At 67.6% G+C, this 12,200-nt stretch carries 15 protein-coding genes and 1 pseudogene; 8 read left to right on the top strand and 8 right to left on the bottom strand.

Annotated features, from left to right (window positions below; genetic code table 11):
- The first annotated feature begins 75 nt into the window (after nucleotides 1-75).
- Genes DMB42_RS05895 through DMB42_RS05880 form a run of 4 tightly spaced genes read left to right on the top strand, consistent with a single transcriptional unit; the run spans nucleotide 76 to nucleotide 4,263 of the window.
- Entirely contained in the window at nucleotides 76-2,871 is a 2,796-nt protein-coding gene (locus DMB42_RS05895) for a nitrate- and nitrite sensing domain-containing protein (protein WP_185844484.1), read from the top strand.
- 21 nt (nucleotides 2,872-2,892) lie between these two features.
- Nucleotides 2,893-3,315: a roadblock/LC7 domain-containing protein gene (locus DMB42_RS05890; RefSeq protein ID WP_185844483.1), complete on the top strand. Its 423-nt coding sequence runs from the start codon at nucleotides 2,893-2,895 to the stop codon at nucleotides 3,313-3,315.
- Nucleotides 3,316-3,341: 26 nt separating this feature from the next.
- On the top strand, nucleotides 3,342-3,704 hold the full coding sequence (locus DMB42_RS05885; protein ID WP_125631446.1) for a DUF742 domain-containing protein: 363 nt from the start codon (nucleotides 3,342-3,344) through the stop codon (nucleotides 3,702-3,704).
- Nucleotides 3,685-4,263 (top strand): ATP/GTP-binding protein, encoded by a 579-nt coding sequence (locus tag DMB42_RS05880; RefSeq protein ID WP_125631444.1) that lies wholly within the window; start codon nucleotides 3,685-3,687, stop codon nucleotides 4,261-4,263. The genes DMB42_RS05885 and DMB42_RS05880 overlap by 20 nt, the downstream gene beginning before the upstream one ends.
- Here the strand turns inward: DMB42_RS05880 and DMB42_RS05875 are convergent.
- Nucleotides 4,260-4,661 (bottom strand): hemerythrin domain-containing protein, encoded by a 402-nt coding sequence (locus DMB42_RS05875; protein ID WP_125631442.1) that lies wholly within the window; start codon nucleotides 4,659-4,661, stop codon nucleotides 4,260-4,262. The two genes, DMB42_RS05880 and DMB42_RS05875, sit on opposite strands and share 4 nt — an antisense overlap.
- A gap of 74 nt (nucleotides 4,662-4,735) precedes the next feature.
- Here DMB42_RS05875 and DMB42_RS05870 point away from each other — a divergent pair, with 74 nt between their 5' ends.
- Nucleotides 4,736-5,188: a MarR family winged helix-turn-helix transcriptional regulator gene (locus DMB42_RS05870; protein ID WP_125631440.1), complete on the top strand. Its 453-nt coding sequence runs from the start codon at nucleotides 4,736-4,738 to the stop codon at nucleotides 5,186-5,188.
- Here DMB42_RS05870 and DMB42_RS05865 read toward each other — a convergent pair.
- The gene (locus DMB42_RS05865) at nucleotides 5,177-5,944 is read right to left on the bottom strand and encodes a TetR/AcrR family transcriptional regulator (protein ID WP_125631438.1); all 768 of its coding nucleotides are present in this window, start codon (nucleotides 5,942-5,944) and stop codon (nucleotides 5,177-5,179) included. The two genes, DMB42_RS05870 and DMB42_RS05865, sit on opposite strands and share 12 nt — an antisense overlap.
- 80 nt (nucleotides 5,945-6,024) lie before the next feature.
- On the opposite strand from DMB42_RS05865, the pseudogene DMB42_RS05860 reads away from it, so the two are divergent.
- Nucleotides 6,025-6,156, top strand: a pseudogene (locus tag DMB42_RS05860) (daunorubicin/doxorubicin resistance ABC transporter ATP-binding protein DrrA); the annotation flags it as partial.
- 206 nt (nucleotides 6,157-6,362) lie between these two features.
- Here the strand turns inward: DMB42_RS05860 and DMB42_RS05855 are convergent.
- The 3 genes from DMB42_RS05855 to DMB42_RS05845 form a co-directional block, all read right to left on the bottom strand.
- Complete coding sequence (locus tag DMB42_RS05855; RefSeq protein ID WP_125631436.1) at nucleotides 6,363-6,587, bottom strand: DUF397 domain-containing protein; 225 nt, start codon at nucleotides 6,585-6,587, stop codon at nucleotides 6,363-6,365.
- A gap of 22 nt (nucleotides 6,588-6,609) precedes the next feature.
- Nucleotides 6,610-7,092 carry a DUF5753 domain-containing protein gene (locus DMB42_RS05850; RefSeq protein ID WP_260477515.1) on the bottom strand — a complete coding sequence of 161 codons (483 nt, stop codon included), beginning with the start codon at nucleotides 7,090-7,092 and terminating at the stop codon, nucleotides 6,610-6,612.
- A 216-nt stretch (nucleotides 7,093-7,308) separates the two neighbouring features.
- The gene (locus tag DMB42_RS05845) at nucleotides 7,309-7,740 is read right to left on the bottom strand and encodes a calmodulin-binding protein (RefSeq protein WP_125631432.1); all 432 of its coding nucleotides are present in this window, start codon (nucleotides 7,738-7,740) and stop codon (nucleotides 7,309-7,311) included.
- Nucleotides 7,741-8,061: 321 nt separating this feature from the next.
- On the opposite strand from DMB42_RS05845, the gene DMB42_RS56315 reads away from it, so the two are divergent.
- Complete coding sequence (locus DMB42_RS56315; RefSeq protein WP_125631430.1) at nucleotides 8,062-8,406, top strand: hypothetical protein; 345 nt, start codon at nucleotides 8,062-8,064, stop codon at nucleotides 8,404-8,406.
- 21 nt (nucleotides 8,407-8,427) lie between these two features.
- On the opposite strand, the gene DMB42_RS05835 is transcribed toward DMB42_RS56315, so the two are convergent.
- Complete coding sequence (locus DMB42_RS05835; protein WP_125631428.1) at nucleotides 8,428-8,790, bottom strand: hypothetical protein; 363 nt, start codon at nucleotides 8,788-8,790, stop codon at nucleotides 8,428-8,430.
- A gap of 529 nt (nucleotides 8,791-9,319) precedes the next feature.
- On the opposite strand from DMB42_RS05835, the gene DMB42_RS05830 reads away from it, so the two are divergent.
- The gene (locus DMB42_RS05830) at nucleotides 9,320-9,568 is read left to right on the top strand and encodes a hypothetical protein (protein WP_396981181.1); all 249 of its coding nucleotides are present in this window, start codon (nucleotides 9,320-9,322) and stop codon (nucleotides 9,566-9,568) included.
- 7 nt (nucleotides 9,569-9,575) lie between these two features.
- Here the strand turns inward: DMB42_RS05830 and betA are convergent, their stop codons facing one another.
- Both betA and DMB42_RS05820 read right to left on the bottom strand, forming a co-directional pair.
- Nucleotides 9,576-11,219 (bottom strand): choline dehydrogenase, encoded by a 1,644-nt coding sequence (betA, locus tag DMB42_RS05825; protein WP_260477514.1) that lies wholly within the window; start codon nucleotides 11,217-11,219, stop codon nucleotides 9,576-9,578.
- Nucleotides 11,195-12,130 (bottom strand): ABC transporter substrate-binding protein, encoded by a 936-nt coding sequence (locus tag DMB42_RS05820; RefSeq protein WP_125631426.1) that lies wholly within the window; start codon nucleotides 12,128-12,130, stop codon nucleotides 11,195-11,197. Before DMB42_RS05820 ends, betA begins: the two co-directional genes overlap by 25 nt.
- Between the last annotated feature and the right edge of the window lie 70 nt (nucleotides 12,131-12,200).

Raw genomic sequence — 12,200 nt, 5'->3', positions numbered from 1 at the left:
TCCGACAGCGGCCATGCCGCGAGGCGGGACCGCGGGAAGCGGTCGCTGCCTCGTCTAGGCCTACGCAACTGGCGCGTGAGATGGCGTCTGACGGCGCTCATCCTCGTGCCCACCATCGCCGGCGTCGTGCTCGGGGGAGCGCGTGTCGTCGGTTCGGTCCAGAGCATCGGCGACTACGACCGCACGGCCACCGCGGCCGAGCAGGCGGGCCGGATCCGTGACCTGGTGCAGGCACTCGGCCTGGAGCGTGACACGGGGGGCTGGATCGGCGCCTATCCCAAGCTGCGCAAATCGAAGGCCGCCGAACTCAACGAGTACAAGACCGCCGTCGACAAGCTGGTCAAGGGCGTCCGCGAGGACCTCGACACCATGGACGAGTCCTACGGCGAACGCGTCGTCAAGGCCGCCGGCCAGGCCAAGTACGACCTCAACCGGCTGGCGAAGATCCGGGCCGAGGGCCAGGCCGACACCATCCGCTACGACTTCCTGACCGACACCCTGCTCAAGCTGCACGACGAGCTGGCCCTGCTGTCGGACGACTCCCAGATCATCGGCCACTTCCGCGCCCTGAGTGCGCTCGCGCAGGCCAAGGAGGAGATCTCCCGCCAGCGCGTGCAGCTGCTGAAGAACTCCTACAACGTCGACCGCGTCGACGCCAAAGAGGTCGAGCGGTTCATCGCCTCCAACGCCCGCGAACAGAGCGACATCGCCACCGTGGGCGCCGAGGCCGGAGCCGAGATCGGCCTGCAGCTGTCCAAGCTGCTGACCGGCAAGAACGAGTACGTCAACGTCCAGCTCACCAAGGCCCGCGCGGTCACGCTGGCCAGCGGCCGGGCGCCGGGCGTACGGATCGCCGACAACCTGATCTCCTCCCGGTCCAACGCCCGCGAGCAGTGGTTCAACGACAACAAGGTCGCGGTCGGCGTCCTGCACGAGATCGAGAAGGACCTCGCCGACAAGGTGAACCTGCGCAGCCAGGAGCTGCGCGAGTCCGAGATCCGCAACGCCATCATCGCCGGCGCCCTGATCCTGGCGCTGCTGCTGATCGTCCTGCTGCTCACCGTGGCGATCGCCCGTTCGATGGTCGGCCCGCTGCGCCGGCTGCGCACCGAGGCACTGGAGATCGCCGGCTTCCGGTTGCCCGACGTGGTGCGCCAGCTCCGCGTCTCGGGCGAGACCAGCACCGAGGTGCGCCCGATCGAGGTCGAGGGCCAGGACGAGATCGGTGAGGTCGCGCGGGCCTTCGACCAGGTCCACCGCCAGGCCGTACGCCTGGCGGGCGAGGAAGCCGACCTGCGCAGCAACATCAGCTCGATGTTCGTCAACCTCTCGCGCCGCACCCAGACGCTGGTCGAGCGGCAGATCTCGCTGATCGACGGCCTGGAGAAGGGCGAGCAGGACGGCGGCCGCCTGGCTGACCTGTTCAAGCTCGACCACCTTGCCACCCGTATGCGCCGCAACTCCGAGAACCTCCTGGTCCTCGCCGGCCACGAGGCCACCCGCCGGCGCAGCCAGCCCGCCAAGCTGGTGGACGTCGTCCGCGCCGCGCTGTCGGAGGTCGAGGGCTACGAACGCGTCCAGGTCAAGGTCCACCGGGCGACGTCCGTCCAGGGCAGCGCCGCCAACGACCTCGTCCACCTGGTGGCCGAGCTGGTCGAGAACGCCATCCAGTTCTCCCCGAGCAACTCCCAGGTCCTGGTCTCCAGCAGCCTCATCGAGGGCGGCGGCGCGCTGCTGTCGGTGAGCGACTCCGGCATCAGCATGACCGAGGAGGAGCTGGCCGAGGCCAACCGCCGCCTGGCCGAGCCCCCCGTCGTGGACGTGTCGGTCTCCCGGCGCATGGGCCTGTTCGTGGTCGGCCGCCTGGCACTGCGCCACGGCATCCGCGTCCAGCTCAGGAAGGGCGAGGGCGCCGGCCTGATCGCCATGGTGCTGCTGCCGCCCACGCTGATCGCCGACGGCATGCAGCAGCCGCTGCCGCAGCGCCCGGCGTTCGGCGGCGGGACCGTGACCCCGCCCCCGCAGAACGGCTCGTTCCGCTCCTTCGGCAGCTTCGACTCCATCGAGGCCAACGGGACGCGGCCGGGCTCCGGCGACTCGGCCAGGTTCGGCACCGGGCCCGCGAGCCCCTTCGGCGGCGCCCCCTCGGGGCCGTCCTCCTTCGACAGTCCGCCGCCGCAGCCCAGGCAGGGGCTCGGGGCGTTCAACTCCGATCCGGGCCGGCCGGTCAACGGGTTCACCGCCGACACCGACGGTGGTTCCTACCGGCGGCAGCCGTCCTCGTTCGACTCTGGGGCCTACCCGTCGTTGTCGTCGGGCACCGGCTCGTTCCCCCCGTACCCGGCGAACGGCGGGAGCGCGTTCCCGACGCCGCCGCCGTACGGGACGAACGAGGTGCGCCGGCCGGATCCGACGCCGTCGGTGGACGTCTCGCCGATGGAGCCGGAGCAGGAAGAGTTTCTGCCGATCTTCGCGTCGGTGGAGTCCGCGTGGTTCCGCAGGCCGCCGGGGGAGTCCGCGCCCGAGGCGCCCTCCTCCGGGAAGCCCGGCGGTGAGGCCGGGCCCGCGCAAGCCGTACCCTCTGGGGAGGAAGCGTGGCAGACAGCCGCGGACGCCGGTTGGCGTGCGGCGGCCAAAGCCAGCGAGCCCAGCCTCGGCGGCGTGACCGCCGCGGGGCTCCCCAAGCGCACCCCCAAGGCCAACCTGGTTCCGGGCACGGCGAGCCAGCCCGCTCAGCAGCAGGCGCAGCAGCCGCAGCCGCCGGTTCCTCCGGTCTCAGCCGACCGGATACGCAGCCGGATGGCCGGCTTCCAGCAGGGTGTGCGACGGGGCCGCCAGGAAGTACGTGGACAGGAGGAACAGAGTGAGTAAGCGTCCCGCTGGGGAGGATGCGTGACAACGCTGAGCCATGAGGCACACCGCTTCGACTGGCTGATCACCGATTTCGTGCGCAACACGCCGGGGGTGGCGCACGCCGTGGTCGTCTCGGCGGACGGCTTGTGCCTGGCCGCCTCGGAGGGCTTCCCGCCGGACCGCGCCGACCAGCTCGCCGCCGTCTCGGCGGGTCTGCTGAGCCTGACCGTGGGTGCGTCGCGGGTGTTCGAGGGCGGCGCGGTGTCGCAGACCGTCGTCGAGATGCAGCGCGGGCTGCTCCTGGTCATGGCGATCAGCGACGGTTCCGTGCTCACGGTGCTGGCGGGTCCCGATTGTGACATGGGGCTGGTGGCGTACCAGATGACGCTGCTGGTAGACAGGGCGGGACAGGCGCTCACGCCGGCCCTGCGCGCGGAGCTCCAGGCCGCAAGGACCCGGTGATGTGATGGAACTGATGGGAGAGGGCCGTGTACGGAAGTGACGGGACCGGGGACGACGAGCCCCTGTTCCGTCCTTACGCGGTGACCGGCGGCCGTTCCGAGCCGCGGTATCACCTCGCGATGGAAACGCTGATCTCGTCGATGTCGATCCCGGACGACGAGATGGCCATGCTCACCCCCGAGCAGGAGGCCATCATGCAGCTCTGCAGGACGTTCCGGTCGGTCGCCGAGATCTCGGCCCTGCTCCGCGTCCCGCTGGGCGTGGCGAGGGTGCTCGTGGCGGACATGTCAGACGAAGGACTTGTCCGCCTGCACCAGCCGCGCCTCAGCCAGGGACAGCCAGACCTCAACATGCTCGAAAGGGTGCTCAGTGGACTTCGCAGGCTCTAGCCCCGGCCTCACGTCGACGAAGATCGTCGTCGCCGGTGGCTTCGGCGTCGGCAAGACGACGTTCGTGGGGGCGGTGTCCGAGATCCTCCCGCTCACCACGGAAGCGGTGATGACCGACGCGTCCGCGGGCATCGACGACCTCGGGTTGACGCCGAACAAGCAGACCACGACGGTCGCCATGGACTTCGGCCGCCTCTCGCTCGACCGCGACCTGATCCTCTACCTGTTCGGCACGCCCGGACAGCACCGGTTCTGGTTCATGTGGGACGACCTGGTACGCGGTGCGATCGGCGCGGTCGTGCTGCTCGACACCCGCCGCCTGGCCGACAGCTTCCCCGCGATCGACTACTTCGAAGAGGCCAAGCTGCCGTTCGTGGTGGGCATCAACGGCTGGGACGGGCAGTTCATGCACACCGACGACGAGGTGCGCGAGGCGCTGGCCCTGGGGGCGCACGTGCCGATCGTGCGCACCGACGCGCGTAACCGCGAGTCGGTCAAGTCGACGCTGATCTCGCTCGTCGAGCACGTCGTACGCCTGCGCGCGGCCCCCGTCCGCTAGCCACCCACCGCCCACGGGACGCTCTCCAGCGAGTTGAGCACGGGCACCAGCACCTTCTCCTCGTAGTCGAGATGGGCCTCCAGCTCGGCGGCGACGCGTTCGACCGCCGCCGGGCCGGTCGCCGCGCGTAGCTCCCCGACCAGCGCCGCGATCGCCTCGTGCTCCTCGCGCAGCCGGTCGAGGGGCTCTTTCAGTTCCGGACGCAGCCGCTCCAGGTACGGGAACGCCACCCGGTCCTCCCCAGAGTGGTGGAAGTTCAGCGCGTCGCAGAACGTCAGGCAGTGTGCCCGCAGGTCGTCGGTGACGTCTCCGCCCGCCCGCAGTTTCGCCAGCTCGCCCCTGAACCAGTCGTGCACCTTGACCAGTTCGTCCCCGAAAGCCCGTACCCGCTCGTCCATGTCACTATCCTTTGCTCAGACGACGACGTATTTGCTTTGCAAGCAAAGCTAATTTAGACAGCAAGGTATTGGTGATGTCAACCGACGGCTTGAGCGTGGACGAAGGCATCAGGACGCTGCTGCTCCTGATGCCGCGCATGGTGGGCCGGGCCAAGCGGCTGAAGGTGCCCGAGGCGCTGCGGTCGTTGTCGCTGGCGCCCCGGCACCTGTCGTTGCTGGCCTACCTGCTGTTCGACGGCCCGACCACGGTCAACGAGCTGGCCGGGCGCCTTGAGGTGGCGCCGGCGACGGTGAGCCTGATGGTGGGCGAGCTGAGCAGGAAGGGTGTCCTGGAACGCCGCGAGGACGACGCCGACCGGCGCCGTACGATCGTCAGCATCGCCCCAGACCACCAGGAGGCGATCACCGAATGGCTCGGCTACGGCGCCACGGCGTGGCGGACCGCGCTGGAGCCGCTGACACCGGGTGAACGGCACACGTTCGTGCGTACCCTGCTGGCTTACGAGCAGGCGTTGTCAGGCCGATGACCGGCTGTTGACCAGCACCTCGACGCCGTCGAGCACCCGCTGGAGGCCGAACTCGAAGGCGTGCTCGGGGCTGTAGGCGGCCTGCAGCGCCTCCCCGGCCGCCTGGCCGACCCGCGAGGCCGTCGGGAACCTCGCGGGGTCGCTGATCCGGCTGAGGAAGGGCGCGTGCGCGGCCCACCACTGCATGTCCGTCATGCCGGTCTCGCTCTCGGCCTGGGCGGCCTCGACCGCGCCCCTTGCCGTGCCGTGCACGAAGCCGGTGATCAGCGTGATCACCGAGTCCATCTCCAGGTCGGTCAGGCCGATGCCGTCGATGGCGCGCAGCTCGTAGTCGTACTTGGCGGTGACGTTGGGGCCGAGGGGCGGGCGGCTCACCGCCACCTGGAGCATCCATGGGTGGCGCAGGTAGAGCGCCCAGTTCTCCCTGGCGATCAGCTCGAGCCGGGCCCGCCAGCCGCCGGGCACGTCGTCGGGACGGGCGGTCTCGCCGTAGACCGTGTCGAGCATGACGTCGAGCAGTTCGGGCTTGCCCGGCACGTACGTGTAGAGCGACATCGTGCCGACGCCCAGTTTCTCCGCCACCCGGCGCATGGACAGGGCCTGGAGCCCTTCGGCGTCGGCCACCTGGATGGCGGCCCGGACGATGCGGTCGACGCTCAGCTCGGGCTTGCCCTTGCGGCTGGCCCGCTCGCTCGTCCGCCACAACAGCGCCAGGCTGCGCGCCGGGTCGCCCTTACCAGGGTACTCAACAGTCACTCTCGTACGGTACACCGTACGGTTGCCAACTCTAATCGTATGTTGTACGGTACGCCGTACGTTTCGACTGGGAGGTGGCCATGTCCGCAGTGCTCGCCAAGGGCCTGCGCAAGACGTACGGCTCGAAGAGAGCCCTGGACGGCATCGATCTCGACGTGCCCGCCGGCACGGTCTGCGGCCTGCTCGGTCCCAACGGCGCGGGGAAGCCGACTGTCAAGGTATGACCCCTAAATGCCGCTGTGCGGAGCCGCAGACTGTTCGGCTCCGAAACGATTCGGTAAGGCCCTGACCGCTACAGCGCCTCGCGGCCCTACGGCGGGTCCAGTGGGCCAGAGGCACGCAGTACGATGCTCGGCCCGAGGGGGTTCCCAAAAGCTCTTGGTGGATCGTGCAAGCAGGTCCGGCGTTGACCGCGCCCTCAGTCACCGGATGCCGGGAGTGGCCCGACGATCTCATCGAAAGCGCCGCTTCCGAGACCATGCCGGAACGCCAGGATCTCGGAATCCGTGAAGGACAGGATCGGGCCGGCCGGGTCCTTGGAGTCGCGAACCTCGATCATCCCGTTATGCCTTCTCAGCTCGACGCAGTTGCCGTTGCCGCCACTGAACGGACTCTTCTTCCAATCGGTGTCCACGATCTCCATCCGCGACCCTTCCATACCCGCGTCACGCGAGGCGTTCCGCTACTTCCATCAGCATAGATGCTGAATCGTTCGGGCTCAGCGCACTGGCTTTGAGGTAGTCGAACACCGACTCGTAGGTGTGCACCTCTGGCGCTTCCTCCAGATAGACGGCGCTGGTCATGTTCTCCAGGTACACGATGTCCATGTTGTTGGCATTACCTGGGAACCGCAGGATGGTGAACGAGCCGGTCAGGGCTGCATGCTCGCCAACCCGGAACGGCAGGACCTGAACCATGACGTTCCTTCTCCGGTTCGCCTCGGCCAGGTGCCTCAGCTGCTCGGCCCTGACGGCCGCGCCGCCTATGTGCTGGCACAGCACGGTCTCACTTACGATCACCGAGAGGTTGAAGTCGCTGTCATCAAGACGTTCTTGACGCTTGAGCCTCACGGAGACGAGCCGATCAATGTCCTGTCTCGCTTGATGGTTGACACTTTGATCGCTATCCGTGCCTGCTCGTGGCGTCATCGACGCTTCGAGGAGGCTCGGGTGGCATTGGTGGAGTTGAGTGTCGCGGCGCGGCGCTATCACGCGGTGATCGAGGTGTTGTCGGGGGCGAAGGTCACGGACATAGCGGGCCGGTCCGGGGCGTCGGGGCAGTCGATCTGGGACCTGCTTGTCAACGCATGGAAGCGGCCCCCGGAGTGGTTCTCCAGAGGCCGCAGTGGCGGACGACGTCAGGTTCTATGGCATCGGGATTTCGCGCACGAGCCTGGACGTCCAGTCGCACCAGACGAGGCCGGGCAGGAACGCTCCGCCAGCCTCGTCCAGGTAGTCCTCGACGTAGGGGATCGTCGCGTCGCAGACCTCGAACGCCTGGTCAAAGAAGTCGACGGTGTCGGAGTTCAGGTGATAGCTCCAGCGGGGGTTGTAGGGAGCTTGGCGCTTGAGGATGCGTCCGATGACGTGCGGTCGGTCTGCGGTCTCGCCGTTCACCAGGTCGCGGGCGTGCTGGATCTTCGCGGGATCGGTGAGCTTGATGATGAAGTGCTCGCGGGTGATGTCGGTCATCTCGAAGTAGGCCGACTCCGCTGCTTGAGCGGGTGCTGGGGCGGCGACGCTAAGCGCCGCGATGGCTGTGAGGGCCGTGACGATCTTTACCAGGGTGCGGTGCATGGATGCTTCTCACCTCGTGCAATTACTGAGAGTTGCATGTGCATGCGCTAAGTAATCACACGGAGGTCCGTACATCCCCTGGCGTGACAGTGACAAGGCAATCACCTTCTGTCCCAGCCAGCGACAACGTCACCGATCCCAGCGACAAGTCTCGGCCCTGCACTCAGCCCGCCGGACCACCGCCAACCTCTCCCAGCGAACCCGTCACCGCCCGGCGATTGACCTGCAGCCCCGGCGACTTCCGGGGGCGGCCGGGTTTACGCCGCAAGATCCTAGATGTGACCGTGGACAACCCCCACACCACAGCCACTGATGAGCCCTGTGAAGATCACGGGCACCCGCTGGGCGGTGGAGGAGTCCAGCCAAGCCGCCGAAGGCCAGGGCGGCCTGGACCAGTACCAGGTGCGCGGCTGGACACTCTGGTACCGGCACATCACCTTGGCCATGCTCACCCTGGCCCTGCTTGCCACCATCGCCGCTGCTCAACCATTCAGCAGCGCCAACGATCGCATCCCACCGGCCTTGCCCGAGATCCGTCGGCTCCTGGCCGCCATCGTGCTGACCCGGCACCACTCCATCACGGGCATTCTGCGCTGGTCAGACTGGCGCCGTCACCACCAAGCAACCGCCCGGCACTACCGCTACCAGCGCAGATCTCAGCCGTGATCGCGAAATGTCACTGGGGTACTAGGTGGTCTGGAACTGCAGCAGCCAGCTGACTGGGACGTTGTCAGCCATGTCGTTGGCGCTTCTCTTCACCCGTCCGATGCTGACCTTTTGCGACGAGATGGGAAGTTGGTCGCCGACGCGAGGCCCGCCAGCGGTGACGTCGTAGGTGTTGACGACGGTCCAGGTGCTGCCATTGTGGATGGCGACCCGGAGCCGCACGTCGGCCCAGTCGCTGCCGAAGGAGAGGTAGCCGTCGCCGGCCCAGCCGCCCTGGTTGGCCATCGGGACGGCCAGGACGATTGCGTTCCTGTAGTGGATGAGCCCGTTGTTTTCGTTGATCGTGAAGCCGTGGGGGATCTCGCCGGTCTGGAATGCCTGCATGGTGCTCCTTCCGGTTCGGTGCGGACGCTGACTGGGACGCAGGTCGGGCACCGGTGGAACTGACCCTTGCGGTGGGCGATCGGCTTGAAACTCCTCACTCGACCGCCTTCACGTAAGGTAATCGCATGGATGCGTAAAGTAATAGGCGGTGGTGAGCTAACCAAACGCGCTAGATATCTCTCCCCTTGCAGCCCAGTTGTTAAGGCAGGGGGCCACTGCTACGGGCGACCAGAGCAGGCCCTAGCATGATGTGATGTAGATCACATTGAATCCCTTACTCCGAGCGGCAAATAGGGATAATTACAGCCAAACGCCGCGAATGGATTTTCCTTCAAAGGTGGATGCGTACGCATATCGCAGGCTTGGTGCGTTCTCGTCCTTTGTTTCGGGCGTCCGCAATCGCCGTAATGGCGCTTTGGCGACGGGAATAAAGGAACTCGCAGGGTACATGGTTCGTTACTCAGAGATAGGAACTGTTCGACGACCTCAGGGAGTTAGATGGCTCTACAAGGTGCGATTCCTGTTTCGCATGAGATGGTTCCCGCACGGCGCCTTCGTCGCGCCCGCCACCATGCCCGGCTGGCTGGGCGCGATCTCGGAGTGGAACCCGCTCTCCTCCACGGTCGCCGCCGCCCGCGAGCTGTTCGGCAACCCGGGCTGGGGCGGCGAGTCGTGGGTGGCCCGGCACGCCGTGCCGATGGCCGTCCTGTGGCCCGTCGTGCTCACCGCCGTCTTCTTCGTCCTGTCCGTACGCCGGTACCAGCGCCTGGACCGGTGAGACCGGGTCAGGCGCGGTGGAAGTCCACCGGGTCGGGCGGGAGGGGGGTGTTGCCGAGGACGAGGTCGGCGGACTTCTCGGCGAGCATCATGACCGGGGCGTAGATGTTGCCGTTGGTGACGTACGGCATGGCGGAGGCGTCCACGACGCGCAGGCCGTCCAGGCCGTGCACGCGCATGGTGGCGGGGTCCACGACGGCCGTCTCGTCCACGCCCATCTTGCAGGTGCACGACGGGTGGAGTGCCGTCTCGCCGTCCTTGGCGACCCAGGCCAGGATCTCCTCGTCGGTACGCACGTCCGGGCCGGGGGACAGCTCGCCGCCGTCGAGGCCGGACCAGGCGGGCTGGGACAGGATGGCGCGGGCGTGCCTGATGGCCTCCACCCACTCGCGGCGGTCCTGCTCGGTCGAGAGGTAGTTGAAGCGGAGGGCGGGCTTGTCGCGGGGGTCGGCCGACCTGATGCGCACCGAGCCCCGGGCGTCGGAGTACATCGGGCCGATGTGCACCTGGTAGCCGTGGCCACCGGCCGGGGCCGAGCCGTCGTAGCGCACGGCGATCGGCAGGAAGTGGAACATCAGGTTCGGGTAGGCCACCTCGTCGTTCGAGCGGATGAACCCGCCCGCCTCGAAGTGGTTGGTGGCCCCTGGACCGCGGCGCAGGAACAGCCAGTCGGCGCCGATGAACGGCCGCCGCCACATCGCCAGCGAGGGCTGCTGCGAGACCGGCCGGGTGCAGGCGTGCTGGACGTAGACCTCCAGGTGGTCCTGGAGGTTCTCGCCGACGCCCGGCAGGTCGTGCACCACCTTGACGCCCGCCGATTCCAGCACCGCCTTCGGGCCGACGCCGGAGAGCTGGAGGAGCTGGGGGCTGTTGATCGCGCCGCCGCACAGGATGACCTCGCGGGCCTCGATGCGCTCGCCGCCGCACTGCACGCCCACCGCCCGCGTACCCTCGAAGAGCACCTTCTCCACGTGGGCCCGCGTCCTGACCGTGAGGTTGGGACGGCGGCGTACGGGATGCAGGTAGGCGCGGGCGGCGCTGAGCCGGCGGCCCCGGTGGATGTTGCGGTCGAAGGCCGCGAAACCTTCCTGGCGGTAGCCGTTGACGTCGTCGGTGAGGGAGTGGCCGGCCTGCTGGACGGCCTCGAAGAACGCCTCGAACAGCGGGCCTCGGGCCGGGCCGCGTTCCAGTTTGAGCGGGCCGTCGTCGCCGCGGAAGGGCGAGCCCGGGTCGGCCAGGCAGTTCTCCATGCGCCGGAAGTACGGCAGGCAGTGCGCGTAGTCCCAGTGCTCCATGCCGGGGTCGGCGGCCCAGCGTTCGTAGTCGAGGGGGTTGCCGCGCTGGAAGATCATCCCGTTGATGCTGCTGGAGCCGCCCAGGACCTTGCCGCGCGCGTGGTAGATGCGCCGGCCGTTCATGTGCGGCTCGGGCTCGGACTCGTACTTCCAGTCGTAGAAGCGGCTGCCGATGGGGAACATCAGCGCGGCCGGCATGTGGATGAAGACGTCCCAGAGGTGGTCCGGACGGCCCGCCTCCAGCACCAGCACGGACACCGACGGGTCGGCGCTCAGCCGGTTGGCCAGGGCACAGCCGGCCGAGCCGCCGCCCACGATGACGAAGTCGAAGCTCAACGCGGAATCCAGTCCTTCCACACGATCTTGTTCTCCTCCACCCACTGCCGGGCGGCCGCCTCGGCGGACTTCTTCCCGTTGATCATGTTGCTGGCCACGGCGTTCTGGTTGTCGTTGGTCCAGGTGAAGTTGCGCACCAGCTCGTACGCCTTCCCGCCGCTCTCGGCGAACCGCCGGCTGACGATCTTGTCCAGCAGGTACGGCGGGTAGTCGCAGGCGACCTTGGCGGGCACGTTGTCGCATCCGATCGCGTACGCGGGCAGGTTGACCTTGACCAGCTTGACCCTGGTGAACAACCATTGCGGCTCGTAGAAATACATGAGCAGGGGCGTACGGTTCTTCGTCGCGGACTGCGCGGCCCTGATCAGCGCGTCCTCGCTGCCCGAGTAGACGACCTTGTAATCGAGGCCGAGATTCTTGATGAGAGCCTCGTCGTTGGTGACGAATGTGGGGTCGCCGTCGAGCACCTGACCCAAATTTCCAGTTTTGGCTGTCCTAAAGAGGGGCGCGTACTTATTCAGGTTCCGATAGTCGGTTATGTCGGGATATTTCTTGGCCATCCACTCGGGGACGTACCAACCGATCACCCCTTTGTTGCCGGTGAGACCGGCCGACAGCGCCACCTTCTTCTGCTCGATGTACTCCTTCTTCAGATCGTTGTGTCCCCAGTTCTCGACGATCACATCGACCTTGCCGCTTTCGAAATCGCGCCAGGAATCGCTCTCGTTGTTCTTGCGCGTGCTGACCTTGTATCCCAGCTCGTGTTCGAGCAGGTAGGCCAGCACGGCGGCCTGGGCCTCGTACCCGACCCAGGCGTGCACGTCGATGTTGACCGTGCCCTTGCCCGCCCCGGCGCTCTCGGGGGTGCCGCCGGAGCAGGCCGTCAGGAGCAGGGCCGCGAGCAGCGGCCCGATGAGCTTCTTGGTTCGCATGAGAGGTCTCCGCGACCGCGTCTCCTCCGGCCCCTCCGGCGGGCGGCCGGAGGGGGCGCGGTCAAGAGGG

The sequence above is a fragment of the Nonomuraea sp. WAC 01424 genome, assembly GCF_003947315.1.
In the GTDB taxonomy this organism is placed as follows: domain Bacteria; phylum Actinomycetota; class Actinomycetes; order Streptosporangiales; family Streptosporangiaceae; genus Nonomuraea; species Nonomuraea spiralis.
Note: the sequence above shows the minus strand (reverse complement) of the source record. Positions and strands in the feature narration are given on the sequence as shown.